Consider the following 15547-nt stretch of genomic DNA (forward strand, 5'->3'; position numbering starts at 1 on the left):
TGCCTTAGTGATAACTGAAAGAGCACTGAAAACATTAGAATACTTTAAAATTAGAGAAGAAGTTTCGAAATACTGTACGTCTTCTATAGGAAAAAGTCATATAGAGGCGCTTGTTCCTTCTGTGGACTATGCAAAAGTAACTAAGCTTTTGGAAGAAATGGATGAAGGCTTAACTGTACTACGACTACGAGGTAATGTTCCAATGGGGGGAATCACAGATATACGTCCCCATGCTAAACGAGCGCAAATAGGTGGAATGTTAAGTCCAATGGAGCTTATGGAAACAGCAAGCACCATACGTGCAAGTAAAATTTTACGTCAATTTTTAGAAAATGTGGCGGAAACTGAAGATGTGCAGATAGCTCACCTTCTAGAAAAAAAGGAAGCCATTCCTATTCTAACTGCATTAGAACACGAAATAAATGATTGCATAGATGAAAATGGTACTGTTTTAGATAGCGCTAGTAGTACACTAAGATCTATTCGTCAGCAACTACGTATTTATGTAGGACGAGTACGTGAAAAATTAGAGAGCTATACTAGAGGTGCAAATGCATCTAAAATGTTGTCAGATTCAATCATTACGATTCGTAATGACCGCTATGTTATACCTGTGAAATCAGAATATAGAAGCCATTATGGTGGAATTATTCATGATCAATCTTCTTCAGGGCAAACGCTTTTTATTGAACCATCTGCAGTTGTTCAATTGAATAATGATATTCGGGGTTTGAAAGTAAAAGAACAAGAAGAAATTGAACGAATCTTAATTAAGCTAACAGCAGAAGTTGAAGTAGTAGGTCACGAAATTTTTCAATTAGTTAATATACTAGGCGAAATTGACGCTATTCTAGCCAAAGCAAAATATGGACAAGCGGAGAAATGTACGATGCCGCTTATTAATAATGAAGGATATATTAGGTTAGTAAAAGCACGACATCCACTTATTCCTGTAGACTCCGCTGTTACAAATACAATTGAATTCGGAAGAGATATTACGGCTATTGTTATTACAGGTCCTAATACAGGGGGGAAGACCGTTACACTAAAAACAGTAGGTTTATGTACTTTGATGGCACAAAGTGGAATACCAATCCCTGCTTTAGACGGTTCTGAAGTGGCTTTGTTTGAATCGGTATTTGCAGACATCGGGGATGAGCAATCGATCGAACAAAGTCTAAGTACGTTCTCCTCACACATGGTTAATATCGTAGATATTCTAAAGAAATATGATGAAAAGTCTTTAATATTATTTGATGAGCTTGGTGCAGGTACCGATCCTCAAGAAGGAGCTGCCCTTGCAATATCTATTTTGGATGCGGTCCATGGAACAGGAGCACGCGTTATGGCGACTACTCACTATCCTGAACTAAAAGCATATGGCTATAATCGTCCTGGAGTGGCAAATGCAAGCGTGGAGTTTGATATTGAAACACTAAGTCCCACTTATAAACTGTTAATCGGAGTTCCTGGTCGCAGTAATGCATTTGAAATTTCGGAACGTTTAGGGCTTCCAACACATATTATTTCCCAGGCTCAATCCTTTACCGGTACAGACCGTGGGGAAGTAAATTCCATGATTGCATCTCTTGAAGAAAGTAGAAGACAAGCAGAAAAAGATGCGGAAGAAACAGAAGAACAGTTAGTAGAAGCACGTCAAGTAAAAGAAGAGTTAGAACAAAAACTATCAGAACTTGATAAGAAGAAAGAGCAATTAGAGCAAAAAGCAAAGGAAAAAGCAAAGAAAATAGTGGAAGACGCAAGACGTGAAGCGGATGAAATTATTAGTGAGTTACGAAAGATGCAAGCAAATACGCATAAGCTCGTAAAAGAACATGAATTAATTGACGCAAAAAAACGTTTGGAAGAGGCATTACCTAACAATCCGGTTCTTAAAAAACAAAAGAAATTAAACGAACAACTAAAAGAATTAAAAGCAGGTGACGAAGTAAAGGTACTTAGTTTTGGTCAAAAAGGTACATTGCTTGAAAAGCTCTCCAACACTGAGTGGTCAGTACAAATAGGTATGCTGAAAATGAAGCTTGATGAAGCAGACTTGGAATATATAAAACCTGAAAAACAAAAACAAACAGTATCAGTTAATGCAGTTAGAGGAAGAGACTCACATGTGAAACTCGAGCTAGATCTTCGAGGAGAAAGATACGAAGATGCAATTATCCGTACAGAAAAATATTTAGATGACGCAATACTTGCTAACTATCCACGTGTTTCCATTATTCATGGGAAAGGCACTGGTGTATTAAGGCAAGCTATTCAACAATATTTGAAAAACCACACTCGAGTGAAAAGTTATCGATATGGAGAAGCGGGAGAAGGCGGACATGGAGTTACAGTAGTTGAATTAAAGTAAAATATTAAATTTTGAAACCTTTTATTTTGTTGAACGTAGAGTAAGAAAAGTTTAAAGGGGTTATTTAAATGATACTATTAAGTTTTTGGTCGAACCCACTTGTAGAGTCTGCTGGCTATTTTAGCGTAGTCATATTGTGCTTAGTCGTTTCCATGGTAATATTTGAAATCGTAACAAAGTATAAAAATTGGGCAGAAATCAGAAACGGGAATATAGCTGTTGCAATGGCAACAGGAGGGAAAATATTTGGTGTATGTAATATTTTCCGTTACTCAATTGAACAACATAATTCACTTTTTGAAATGATTGGATGGGGAGGGTTTGGCTTTTTCCTGCTCATCATTGCATATTGGTTATTTGAATTTTTAACACCCTCTTTTAATGTGGACAAAGAAATTGAACAGGACAACCGTTCTGTTGGTTTTATTTCTCTCATAATTTCCGTAGGTTTGTCATTTGTTATTGGTGCAAGTATTTCTTAGGAGAGATTAAAATGGAAAAATTATCGAAAGTGTTAATAGCAGTAGGCATATGTTTTGTTATAGTCGGAATAGTATATGTAGTAATCAATTAAGAATGAGCAGCCAACTCATTCTTTTTTTACAAGGAATTGAATTGTCATTCATTTTTCATTATAATCAAAAATAGGAATATTCACGCTATTATAAAACAAAGGGGGTTTTTATAATGACAGAAAGAAGATGGTTATCAAATTATCCACCTGAAATACCGCATACGCTTGATTATGAAGCTATTCCAGTTCAAGAATATTTAACTAGATCGTATGAAAAGTTCCCATCAAATGTTGCTATTCATTTCATGGGAAAGGATATTACGTACAAAGAACTCTATGAATCTTCTTTAAAGTTCGCGAATTATCTGCAAACTTTAGGAATTCAAAAAGGTGATCGAGTAGCTATTATGTTGCCAAACTGTCCACAAGGGGTTATTGGATACTATGGCGCACTTTATGCAGGGGCAATTGTTGTTCAGACAAACCCATTGTATACTGAAAGAGAAATATCCTACCAAATGAAAGATTCGGGTGCAAAAGTTATATTAGCAATGGACATTTTATTCCCTCGAATCTCAAAAATCTTAAAAGAGACAGAGCTTGAAAATATTATTATTACAGGTATTAAAGATTACTTGCCTTTCCCTAAAAATGTAGTGTATCCATTTATTCAAAAGAAGCAATATGGATTTAGTGTAAAAGTAGAGCATCGTGGTATGAATCATCTATTCCCTGAAATTATGAAAGTCGCAAAAGCGGAACCTATTATACTAGAGTTTGATTTTGAAGAAGATATCGCTCTCTTACAATACACTGGGGGTACAACCGGATTTCCTAAAGGAGTTATGTTGACACATAAAAATTTAGTATCTAATACTGCTATGTGTACCGCTTGGAATTATAAATGTGTTGAAGGAGAAGAAAGTATCTTAGGAGTCCTTCCATTCTTTCATGTATATGGCCTGACTACTGTATTGATCTTCTCCGTAATGCTAGGGAATAGAATGATATTATTACCTAAGTTTGATGTGGAGACTACACTTAAAACGATAGATAAGCAAAAACCAACTATATTTCCCGGTGCTCCAACAATTTATATCGGTCTTTTAAATCATCCTGATATTCAAAAATATGACTTATCCTCGATCGTTGCTTGTTTAAGCGGTTCAGCTGCTTTACCAGCTGAAGTTCAAGAGAAGTTTGAAAAAGTTACTGGTGGTAGATTAGTGGAGGGTTATGGTTTAACAGAGACTTCCCCTGTTACCCATGCTAATTTAATATATAGTGACGAACGTGTAAAAGGATCAGTAGGTATTCCATGGCCAGACACGGATGCTGCTATTTTTAATGTTGACTCGACGATTCCGCTACCTCCTGGTGAAATAGGTGAAATAGCTGTTAAAGGACCTCAAGTAATGAAGGGCTATTGGAAACGTCCAGAGGAGACAGCTATGTCGATGCGTGATGGATGGTTTTTAACAGGTGATTTAGGGTATATGGATGAAAACGGTTTCTTTTACGTTGTTGATCGTAAAAAAGACATGATAATAGCAGGAGGGTATAATATTTATCCTCGTGACGTTGAAGAAATATTATATGAACACCCTGAAGTCCAAGAGTGTGTTGTAGCAGGTGTACCCGACCCTTATCGTGGGGAAACGGTTAAGGCGTTTATCGTTTTAAAAGAAGGTGCAAGAGTTACAGAGGAAGATTTAAATCAGTTCTGTCGTGAAAATCTAGCAGCTTTTAAAGTTCCTAGAATCTATGAATTTAGAAAAGAACTACCAAAAACAGCTGTCGGAAAGATATTACGAAGAAAGTTAATTGAAGAAGAAAAAGAAAAATTAACACAAGCACTAGAGGCATAATTCAAGATTGACATTCAGAAAAATTAAATATAATATAAAAATATGAATGAATCATCATTCATATTTTTATTTTGGTGGTGAATTCATTGAAGAAAGACAAGCCTAAGTATAAACAAATTATCGATGCGGCAATTATTGTTATTGCAGAAAATGGCTATCATCAATCACAAGTTTCAAAAATAGCTAAACAAGCAGGTGTAGCCGACGGTACGATCTATTTATACTTTAAAAACAAGGAAGACATTTTAATCTCAGTTTTCGAAGAGAAGATGGAGATGTTCGCAGATAATTTAAAAGTTATTTTAGAAGAAAATACGACATCCTCCGAGAAATTATTTAAAATGATCGAAAATCATTTTAATGTATTAGCAGAAGATCATCATTTAGCAACAGTGACTCAATTAGAGTTAAGACAATCTAATTTAGCGCTAAGACTAAGAATCAATGAGATACTGAAAAACTATCTAGTTTTATTGGATACTATATTAAAAGAAGGAATTGAAAATGGTGAATTTGATCCAACGATCGATATTCGCTTAGCAAGACAGATGGTTTTTGGTACAATTGATGAGACGACTACTACTTGGGTAATGAATGAATACAAGTATGATTTAATTGCCTTAACAGAAAAAGTACATCGTCTATTATTTAAGGGGTTAAAAGCATAACAAAGGGGAAGTGAACAGATGGAATTTTTGTCATGGACTATTGAGGGTGGAGTAGCAACAGCTACGATCAACCGTCCGCCAGCAAATGCGTTGGCAAGAGGGGTTATATTAGAAATAAATGAATTACTGGATGCAGTAGAACACGATGAATCTGTCCGAGTTATATTGTTAAGGGGAGAAGGAAGATTCTTTTCAGCAGGAGCTGATATTAAAGAGTTTACTTCCATTTCTTCAGGAGCAGAATTTTCTGAATTGGCAGCAAGTGGTCAATCTATCTTTGAAAGACTAGAAACATTCTCAAAACCAGTCATTGCTGCAATTCATGGAGCTGCACTCGGTGGTGGTCTTGAACTAGCAATGAGCTGTCATATAAGACTAGTTGCAGAGAATGCTAAGCTAGGGCTACCTGAGTTACAACTAGGATTAATACCTGGTTTTGCAGGAACGCAACGTCTACCTCGTTATGTTGGTTTTGCGAAAGCGGCAGAGATGTTATTAACGAGTGATCCAATAAGTGGCAAAGATGCTGCGCAATTTGGACTTGCAAATCATGCATATCCGGAAGAAGAGCTATTTAATAGAGCACAAGAACTTGCAAGTAAAATTGCAACTAAAAGTCCTATTGCTGTTAAAGCAGCACTTGAAATGCTTCAATTTGTCAAACCGGCGTCATACCATGAAGGCGTGAAAGCGGAAGCAAGTGCATTTGGAACCGTTTTTGTTTCGGAAGATGCAAAAGAAGGTATTACTGCATTTTTAGAAAAAAGAAATCCTGTATTTAAAGGGAAGTAAAAATAATAATAAGATGCAATAGGAGGAATTCTACATGAATATTTATGTTTTAGTAAAACGTACATTTGATACAGAAGAAAAGATTGTTGTAAACGGTGGCAAAATTCAAGAAGACGGAGCAGAATTCATCATTAATCCATACGATGAATATGCAATTGAAGAAGCTATTCAAGTTCGTGATGCACATGGTGGAGAAGTAACTGTCTTAACGATGGGCGGAGAAGACGCTGAGAAACAACTTCGTACAGCACTAGCGATGGGAGCAGATAAGGCGGTTCTAATCAATACAGAGGATGATGTAGAAGAATTGGATCAATTTACATCGGCTTATATTATTTCTGAATACTTAAAAGATAAAAATCCAGACTTAATCTTAGCAGGTAACGTTGCGATTGACGGTGGTTCTGGTCAAGTTGGTCCGCGTGTTGCAGAATTACTAGGCATCAATTATGTTACAACTATTACTAATTTAGAAATTGATGGAACTACAGTGACTATCAAACGTGACGTAGAAGGAGATACAGAAGTTCTGGAAACTTCTTTACCACTATTAGTAACAGCTCAACAGGGACTAAACGAACCACGTTACCCATCATTGCCTGGAATTATGAAAGCAAAGAAAAAACCTCTAGAAGAATTAGAGTTGGATGACTTAGATATTGATGAAGACGATGTAGAAGCAAAAACAGAAACAATTGAAATTTATTTACCTCCTAAAAAGGAAGCCGGAAAAATATTGGAAGGCGATTTAGCTGACCAAGTAAAAGAGTTAGTTCATTTACTTCATTCAGAAGCAAAAGTGATTTAATCATTTTCTTCAGAAGCTTCCACATTTAAGTGGAGAACTGATTATGAACGAATTTATATTTAAAATAGGAGGAAATAAACATGTCTAAAAAAGTATTAGTATTAGGAGAAGCACGTGAAGGTGCTTTACGTAATGTATCATACGAAGCAATTGCCGCTGCAAAACAAATTTCAAGTGGCGGAGAAGTAGTTAGTGTTCTCTTAGGAGATTCAGTGAAGGATTTTGCTGGTGAATTAGGAAAATTTGGAGCAGACCGCGTTATCACTGTAGAACATCCTCATTTAAAACAATATACTTCTGATGGCTACGGGCAAGCATTACTTGCTGTAATTGACCAAGAGCAACCAGAAGCTATTGTTTTTGGACATACTGCATTAGGTAAAGATCTATCACCGAAAATTGCTAGTAAATTACAAGTTGGCTTAGTATCGGATGTTACATCAATTGAGGGTGAAGGTGATTCAGCAGTATTTGTTCGCCCAATTTATTCTGGTAAAGCATTTGAAAAGGTTAAAGTAAAAGAAGGAATTGAATTTATTACTATCCGTCCAAATAATATTGCACCACTTGCAAAAGATGATAGTAAATCAGTAGATGTTTCTTCCTTATCTGTTGATATTACGAATCTACGAACTATTATTAAAGAAGTAGTTCGTAAATCTACTGAAGGTGTTGACTTATCAGAGGCAAAAGTGGTTGTTGCTGGTGGACGTGGTGTGAAGAGTGAAGAAGGTTTCGCGCCTTTAAAAGAGCTTGCAGACGTTTTAGGTGGGGCAGTTGGAGCATCTCGTGGAGCTTGTGACGCGGACTATTGTGACTATTCACTGCAAATTGGTCAAACAGGAAAAGTTGTTACCCCAGACCTTTATATAGCAGCAGGTATTTCAGGAGCTATCCAACATTTAGCAGGTATGTCTAACTCGAAAATTATTGTTGCGATCAATAAAGATCCAGAAGCGAATATTTTCAAAGTAGCTGACTATGGTATTGTAGGAGATTTATTTGAAGTAATTCCAATGCTTACAGAGGAATTTAAGAAGTTAAAAGTAAACGCTTAAAAAATTGCTCGGCTCTCTTTGGAGCCGAGCATTTGCTTGTAGGAGAGTAAGGGAGTAAGATGACACCCCTGGGGTTGTCCAATAAATAAGAAAATCGTTGAAATGACTCCCTTTCCGCAGGGGTTACCTCTACCTCCTCGCTACGTTCCAGGGTCTTCGACTAACGCTCTTACCGCAGGGAGTATCGCCTTTTTCAACGATTTTCTATATGTTGTTTCGAGGCTCCTCGATCTCCTGCTAAAAGCGACTGGTAAGCTTCGAAAATCAAATGCTTAAACAGGTGTAAGCTAATATGTAGAAGTAGCAATATGAGTCTGCTATAATCTATCTATAGTTAACCAAAGGAGGAATTTTTTAATGGCAATAGTTCACGGAACAGATCAAACCTTCTCTCAAGAAGTGGAAAAAGGATTAGTATTAGTAGATTTTTGGGCAACATGGTGTGGCCCTTGTAAAATGATTGCTCCTGTTTTAGAAGAAATGGATGCTGAAATGAGCGATAAAGTAAAAATCGTAAAAGTAGATGTAGATGAAAACCAAGCAACTGCAAGTCAATTTGGCATTATGTCTATACCAACTTTAGTATTATTTAAAGATGGGCAACCAGTAGACAAAGCAGTTGGTTTCCAACCAAAAGAAGCATTAGTTCAATTTGTAGAAAAAAACGCATAATATTAAACCGGGTGTCCTGAATGGTGCCCGGTTTTTTTAAACAGGTGATAATATGAATGATTTGATTCAGCAGAAGTGTGCAATTTTACCAGATCAACCTGGTTGTTATTTAATGAAGGATCGACAAGGTACTATTATTTATGTCGGTAAAGCTAAAATACTAAAAAATCGTGTGCGTTCTTATTTTACTGGATCTCACGATGGAAAAACCCAAAGACTTGTTCAAGAAATAGTTGACTTCGAATATATCGTTACATCGTCTGAATTAGAAGCATTAATACTCGAGCTTCATCTTATTAAAAAACATGACCCAAAGTATAATATCATGCTAAAGGACGATAAGACGTACCCATACATTAAAATTACAGCTGAAAAGAACCCTAAACTTATTATTACAAGACAGGTTAAAAAAGATAAAGGGAAATATTTTGGCCCCTATCCTAATTCTCACGCAGCTCATGAAACAAAAAAGCTATTGGACAGATTATATCCATTACGTAAATGTCAGAAAATGCCTAATCGTGTTTGCCTATATTATCACATGGGACAATGTCTAGCACCATGCGTGAAAAAAATAGAGGAATCCACTTATAACGAAATAATTCAAGAGATATCTAGCTTCTTAAATGGCGGACATACAACTGTGAAGAATAATCTGACGGAAAAAATGAATGCTGCTGCCGAAAGTTTAGAATTTGAGCGTGCTAAGGAATATCGAGATCAAATATCTCATATTGAACAAGTGATGGAAAAACAAAAAATGACAATGAATGACTTTACTAGTCGAGATGTATTTGGGTATTCCGTTGACAAAGGATGGATGTGTGTCCAAGTATTCTTTGTTCGACAAGGGAAGTTAATCGAAAGGGATGTTTCTTTATTTCCTATTTATCGCGATCCCGAGGAAGAGTTTCTAACATTTTTAGGTCAGTTTTATGCAAAACCAGAACATATCAAGCCAAGAGAAATTTTTGTGCCAAATAGTACAGATTTGCATTTAGCAACTGAATTACTAGAAATGAAAGTCATAATACCTCAAAAAGGAACCAAAAAGAATTTAGTAGATCTCGCAGAGAAAAATGCAGTGTTGGCTTTGAATGAGAAATTTCATCTTATTGAGAGACAAGAAGAACGTACTATTGGTGCTGTAGAAGAATTAGGCGACTTAATGGGTATCGCAATTCCAAGTCGAATTGAAGCTTTTGATAATTCGCATATACATGGAACGGATGCAGTATCAGCAATGGTTGTTTTTGTAGATGGTAGAGCATATAAAAAAGATTATCGAAAATATAAAACAAGAACAGCTGCCAAACATGATGATTATGGAGCGATGCGTGAGGTAGTAAGAAGAAGATACACGAGAGTTTTAAAAGAAAACTTGCCTTTGCCTGATTTAATCATTATTGATGGTGGAAAAGGTCAAATAGAGGCTGCACGAGAGGTTATCGAAGATGAATTAGGATTAGATATTCCCATTGCAGGTCTTGCGAAAGATGGAAAACATCAAACTTCCCAGTTGTTATTTGGAGATCCAATGGAAATTATAGCGATGAAACGAACAAGTGAAGCGTTTTACCTATTACAGCGAATACAAGATGAAGTACATCGTTTTGCAATTACATTTCATCGACAACAGCGTGGAAAACATACAATTGCTTCTTCGTTAGATGGTATCGAAGGAATTGGGCCAAAGAGAAAGACCTTATTATTAAAGCATTTTGGTTCCATTAAGAAAATGCAAGCGGCTAGTAAAGAAGAATTCATGGATGCAGGGCTTCCTGAAAAGTTAGCAGATATAATGATAGCTCATTTTCAGAAAAAGTTATTGTCTTCTGAATAATCTTATGTTATGGTTGTAACAATTTAATATTCACTTTAAGTGAAGATAGAGGTGCGAATTGACAAGAGTACTCAGCAGAAGGATGAAAAGATCCTGTGATGGTTGAGGAAAGGGTCGTTCGCCGAAACATAGAAAAGCTTTTCCTTTTCTTATGTTGGTTCTGCATTTAATAAATGTAGAATTGTCAGAATGCAATATTCTGGAGGGCTATCTCACATGGACAATTCTTTTGACCGTGTATGGGACAAAGCTTTTCACAATATGTGAGAAGCTTTTTTTATTTAGTTATCGTCCCAACTCCAGCGCCTTATTATGATGCAAACATAGGCGGTTGCATTGATAGATAATGAAATAAGGGAGAAGATGTTCATGAGTAAAATCGTAATGAAGTTTGGTGGTACTTCCGTTGCCACTACAGAAAAAATTGCTAACGTTGCTAGAAGAATTCAAAAGGAGAAAGAAAAAGGTAATGAGGTTGTAGTAGTTGTCTCAGCAATGGGAAAATCTACAGATGAACTAGTGGATTTGGCGAACGAGTTATCGAATGCACCATCAAAAAGGGAAATGGATATGCTTCTATCAACAGGAGAACAAATCACCATGTCTCTATTGGCTATCAAATTAAGTGCATTAGGCATAGATGCAGTTTCTTTAACTGGATGGCAAGCAGGATTACAGACAGATGATGTACATAGAAATGCCAAAATCCTTACGCTCGATCCTTCCAAAATTTTGGACAAACTTTCGGAAGAAAAGGTAGTAATTGTTGCAGGTTTTCAAGGTATTTCCACACAGGGAGAAATTACAACACTCGGTAGAGGTGGCTCAGATACCTCCGCAGTAGCAATTGCAGCTTCTATTGGGGCAGAAATTTGTGATATCTACACAGATGTAGATGGAATATATACTTCAGATCCCCGATATATCAAAAATGCTCGGAAACTGGAGCAACTTGAATATGATGAAATGTTAGAACTTGCCAACTTAGGTGCAGGTGTATTACATCCAAGAGCAGTTGAATTTGCAAAAAACTACAAGATACCATTACGTGTACGCCCAAGCTTTAGTGAGGAAGAGGGTACAATTTTAAAGGAGGAAATCGATGTGGAAAATAATTTAGTTGTTCGAGGAGTTGCTTTTGAATCCGATATAGTCCGTTTAACAATCGAATATGAAGTACCGTTTAATGGGTCTTTAGCATCTATATTTACGACACTTGCAGCAAATCATATAGATGTTGATATAATCGTGCAGTCGATAGTAGACGGTGTAAAACCAGCAGTTTCATTTTCTATCAAAAAAGAATCATTAGCGGAAGCGATTACGGTTTTGGAATCCAATAAACAAAATCTTGGCTTTACATTCGCTGACTTTGAAGTAGGACTGGCAAAAGTCTCAATCGTTGGCTCGGGTATGGTTTCTAATCCCGGTGTTGCTGCCCAAATGTTCGATCGTCTTCGAAAAGAAAATATTCCTGTGAAGATGGTAAGCACATCGGAAATAAAAGTATCTGTCGTCGTACCTCAAACGGATATGATTTCAGCGGCTAACGCCTTACACAATGAATTTGGTTTAGAGATTGCATAACAAACAAAAAAGCAATGTACGGTTTCGTACATTGCTTTTTTGCATCATTATAAAATAGTAGTTTTTAAGTCCCATTTAACTTGAAAAGTGACGATTCCATTTTTCTTTTGCTGTTCGTCATAGCATTCTGTTAAATAACCACCAATTTTCTGCTGTTGCTCAGCTAAAAAACCAGCTTCTAATCGATGACTTCTGCCTTTCCCGCTTTGTGGCAAATTTAAAGTTTGTAAAGTATAAAAAGCGGAATCTTTTGTCGTTTTTTCTAAAACTAAAATTCCCCAACCTGCTTCTTGAAAGAAAGAGGAGGCCTCTTCCATTGAATATAGGGGGAATTTGCGGGCTAGGTCTTTCCCTGCCCAATATAGAATATCTTTTTCATGTTTTCCGAGAATAGAAGCAAGAACGTGATCGCGTATTAATTCATATCCAAAGGAAGTTACATGTGAATGTTCCTTTTCATCCAAGTAGCAACCCTTCTTTCTAAGCTAAATTCTAATAATCTAGTTTATTTTATCATAAAAAAATTTCACTTGGTAAGGGTATATAGTATGTGAAAAAATAGTCTAATCATTATAGGGAAATGAATCATTTTACATTTTGAATAGTGGGAAAGAAATCTTGACGCTCTAGAGTGTTGAGAGTACAATGGATATGTCATAAATTCGAAACATGATGATGTGAGTACGGAATGAATCCTATTGTTCTATTACAATAGTAATCATTGCGTCAATTGTAAATCTGAGGGGGGTAACTGTTTTGTCGAAAGATCGCGAATTTTACTGGCGCCGACTACATTCACTATTAGGAATTATTCCTGTTGGATTGTTTTTGACGCAACATTTGATCATTAACCATTTTGCTACTAAAGGACCAGAAGCATTTAATGGGGCAACACACTTTATGGAGAGTCTTCCATTCTTATTATTCTTGGAAGTCTTTGTAATTTACTTACCGTTGATGTTCCATGCATTTTACGGGGTTTATATTGCATTTACTGCAAAAAATAATCCGAAAAACTTTGGAACACTTCGTAATTATTTGTTCATTTTACAACGTTTCACTGGAATCTTTCTTGTTGTATTCATCGCTTGGCATGTATTTGAAACAAGATTCCAAGCAGCTATTGGAGCGAAAGAAGTTAATTTTAACATGATGGTTGAAATTTTATCAAACCCATGGATGTTAGGCTTCTATATAGTAGGTGTAATTTCTGCTACCTTCCACTTAGCAAATGGTATTTGGTCATTCCTTGTAAGCTGGGGAATTACTCAATCTGCAAAATCACAACAAATTGTTACTTATGTAACATTAATAATCTTCCTAGCGTTATCTGTAGTTGGTGTACAAGCTCTTCTTGCGTTCGTATAAGATCCTTCTACACGTTCAACTACTATTAAACTTAATTCAGCAAATTTCTCCCACCTTTATATTGGTGAGAGATGAATGCAAAAATGCATACCATCCAGTAGGGTTCCAACCTCTGCTGAATAAAGTTAAAGCCTCCGGCGGATGTCACAGATTTTTGGAGGGAATTTATCGAGCGGGCTCGATAAAATCTGGACTCAAATACGCCAAGGCGAATTTGATATGAGGAGTGAGATTGACATGGCAAAAAGTAAACTTATTGTTGTCGGTGGTGGATTAGCCGGATTAATGGCAACAATGAAAGCGGCCGAAGATGGTACGCATGTAGATCTATTTTCATTAGTTCCTGTAAAACGCTCACACTCTGTTTGTGCACAAGGCGGTATTAACGGGGCTGTAAATACAAAAGGTGAAGGAGATTCACCAGCAGTTCATTTAGATGACACTGTTTATGGTGGAGACTTCTTAGCAAACCAAGGTCCAGTAAAAGCAATGACTGATGCTGCACCTGGAATTATAAATTTATTTGATCGTATGGGTGTAATGTTTAACCGTACACCTGAAGGATTATTAGACTTCCGTCGTTTTGGTGGTACATTGATGCACCGTACAGCGTTTGCTGGTGCAACGACTGGTCAACAACTTCTATATGCTTTGGACGAGCAAGTACGTCGTTTCGAGGTAGACGGTCTTGTTACAAAATTCGAAGGATGGGAATTCCTTGGAATAATTAAAGATAGCGAAGGTGTTTGTCGCGGTATTAAAGCACAAAACCTTAAAACTATGGAAATTCGTGCTTTCCGTGGAGATGCTGTTATCATGGCTACTGGTGGCCCTGGTATTATCTTTGGTAAAACGACTAATTCTATTATTAACACTGGTTCTGCAGCTTCTATCGTTTATCAACAAGGTGCATATTATTCAAACGGGGAATTTATACAAATTCATCCTACTGCAATACCTGGTGATGATAAACTACGATTAATGTCAGAATCTGCACGTGGTGAAGGTGGACGTATTTGGACTTACAAAGATGGTAAACCTTGGTACTTCCTTGAAGAAAAATATCCTGCCTACGGAAATCTAGTTCCACGTGATATTGCAACACGTGAAATATTCGACGTATGTGTTAACCAAAAACTAGGTATTAATGGCGAAAACATGGTTTACTTAGATCTTTCACATAAAGATCCTCATGAACTAGATGTTAAACTTGGTGGTATCATTGAAATTTACGAAAAATTCACTGGTGATGACCCTCGTAAAGTTCCAATGAAAATCTTCCCAGCTGTTCATTACTCTATGGGCGGACTTTGGGTTGATGAAGATCAAATGACTAATATTCCTGGTTTATTTGCTGCAGGTGAATGTGATTATTCACAACATGGTGCTAACCGTTTAGGAGCTAACTCATTACTTTCTGCTGTATTTGGTGGAAGTGTAGCTGGTCCTAATGCAGTTAAATATATGAGAAATCTTGATTCTCATGCAGAAGATATGGACGCTACTATTTTCGATGCAGAGGTTCAACTTGAGCAAGAGAAATGGGATAAAACGTTAGCGATGAAAGGTACTGAAAATGCTTACTTACTTCATAAAGAGTTAGGTGAGTGGATGACTGATAATGTAACGGTTGTACGTTACAATGACAAACTTGAAGCTACCGATAAAAAAATCCAAGAATTACTAGAGCGCTACGAGAATATCAATATGGATGATACGCAAAAATGGTCAAACCAAGGCGCTTCATTTACTCGTCAATTAAAAAATATGCTATACTTAGCACGCGTTATTACGATAGGTGCACTAAAACGTAATGAAAGTCGTGGAGCACATTACAAACCAGATTTCCCAGAACGTAATGATGAGGAATTCTTGAAAACAACAATGGCTAAGTTTGATCCAGCTACTGGTGCTCCTGTTATTTATTATGAAGAAGTAGATGTATCACTTGTTCCACCTCGTAAACGTGATTATTCTTCTACGAAAGGAGAAAAATAA

13 protein-coding genes and 1 riboswitch are annotated in these 15547 nt (G+C 36.6%); of the genes, 12 read left to right on the forward strand and 1 reads right to left on the reverse strand.

Annotated features, from left to right (window positions below; all coding sequences use genetic code 11):
* The first annotated feature begins 7 nt into the window (after positions 1 to 7).
* The 10 genes from PGC35_RS13585 (at position 8) to PGC35_RS13630 (ending at position 12181) form a co-directional block, all read left to right on the forward strand.
* Positions 8 to 2371, forward strand: coding sequence for an endonuclease MutS2 (locus PGC35_RS13585; protein ID WP_056831478.1), 2364 nt, complete (start codon positions 8 to 10; stop codon positions 2369 to 2371).
* Between the two features lie 68 nt (positions 2372 to 2439).
* Positions 2440 to 2853, forward strand: coding sequence for a DUF350 domain-containing protein (locus PGC35_RS13590; RefSeq protein ID WP_053588700.1), 414 nt, complete (start codon positions 2440 to 2442; stop codon positions 2851 to 2853).
* A gap of 205 nt (positions 2854 to 3058) precedes the next feature.
* A complete protein-coding gene (locus PGC35_RS13595; RefSeq protein ID WP_375219538.1) occupies positions 3059 to 4753 on the forward strand; it encodes a long-chain-fatty-acid--CoA ligase in 1695 nt (564 codons plus the stop codon).
* 86 nt (positions 4754 to 4839) lie between these two features.
* The gene (locus PGC35_RS13600; protein WP_053588702.1) at positions 4840 to 5421 is read left to right on the forward strand and encodes a fatty acid metabolism transcriptional regulator FadR; all 582 of its coding nucleotides are present in this window, start codon (positions 4840 to 4842) and stop codon (positions 5419 to 5421) included.
* A gap of 18 nt (positions 5422 to 5439) precedes the next feature.
* A complete protein-coding gene (locus PGC35_RS13605; protein WP_053588703.1) occupies positions 5440 to 6213 on the forward strand; it encodes an enoyl-CoA hydratase in 774 nt (257 codons plus the stop codon).
* Between the two features lie 34 nt (positions 6214 to 6247).
* Complete coding sequence (locus PGC35_RS13610; RefSeq protein ID WP_053588704.1) at positions 6248 to 7021, forward strand: electron transfer flavoprotein subunit beta/FixA family protein; 774 nt, start codon at positions 6248 to 6250, stop codon at positions 7019 to 7021.
* Between the two features lie 80 nt (positions 7022 to 7101).
* Positions 7102 to 8079, forward strand: coding sequence for an electron transfer flavoprotein subunit alpha/FixB family protein (locus PGC35_RS13615; RefSeq protein ID WP_056831481.1), 978 nt, complete (start codon positions 7102 to 7104; stop codon positions 8077 to 8079).
* A gap of 357 nt (positions 8080 to 8436) precedes the next feature.
* Positions 8437 to 8751 carry a thioredoxin gene (gene trxA, locus PGC35_RS13620; protein WP_053588706.1) on the forward strand — a complete coding sequence of 105 codons (315 nt, stop codon included), beginning with the start codon at positions 8437 to 8439 and terminating at the stop codon, positions 8749 to 8751.
* Positions 8752 to 8803: 52 nt separating this feature from the next.
* Complete coding sequence (uvrC, locus tag PGC35_RS13625; protein ID WP_375219539.1) at positions 8804 to 10594, forward strand: excinuclease ABC subunit UvrC; 1791 nt, start codon at positions 8804 to 8806, stop codon at positions 10592 to 10594.
* A 38-nt stretch (positions 10595 to 10632) separates the two neighbouring features.
* Positions 10633 to 10812: riboswitch (Lysine riboswitch) on the forward strand.
* A 151-nt stretch (positions 10813 to 10963) separates the two neighbouring features.
* Positions 10964 to 12181: an aspartate kinase gene (locus tag PGC35_RS13630; protein WP_375219540.1), complete on the forward strand. Its 1218-nt coding sequence runs from the start codon at positions 10964 to 10966 to the stop codon at positions 12179 to 12181.
* A gap of 47 nt (positions 12182 to 12228) precedes the next feature.
* Here PGC35_RS13630 and PGC35_RS13635 read toward each other — a convergent pair whose 3' ends face one another.
* Positions 12229 to 12645 (reverse strand): YslB family protein, encoded by a 417-nt coding sequence (locus PGC35_RS13635; RefSeq protein ID WP_053588709.1) that lies wholly within the window; start codon positions 12643 to 12645, stop codon positions 12229 to 12231.
* A 292-nt stretch (positions 12646 to 12937) separates the two neighbouring features.
* Between PGC35_RS13635 and PGC35_RS13640 the strand changes: the two genes are divergently transcribed.
* Both PGC35_RS13640 and sdhA read left to right on the forward strand, forming a co-directional pair.
* Positions 12938 to 13549 (forward strand): succinate dehydrogenase cytochrome b558 subunit, encoded by a 612-nt coding sequence (locus PGC35_RS13640; protein ID WP_053588710.1) that lies wholly within the window; start codon positions 12938 to 12940, stop codon positions 13547 to 13549.
* 237 nt (positions 13550 to 13786) lie between these two features.
* Positions 13787 to 15547, forward strand: a complete 1761-nt coding sequence (gene sdhA / locus PGC35_RS13645; protein WP_375219541.1) for a succinate dehydrogenase flavoprotein subunit — start codon at positions 13787 to 13789, stop codon at positions 15545 to 15547.

It is taken from the genome of Psychrobacillus sp. PGGUH221 (genome assembly GCF_042055255.1).
Classification (GTDB): Bacteria; Bacillota; Bacilli; order Bacillales_A; family Planococcaceae; genus Psychrobacillus.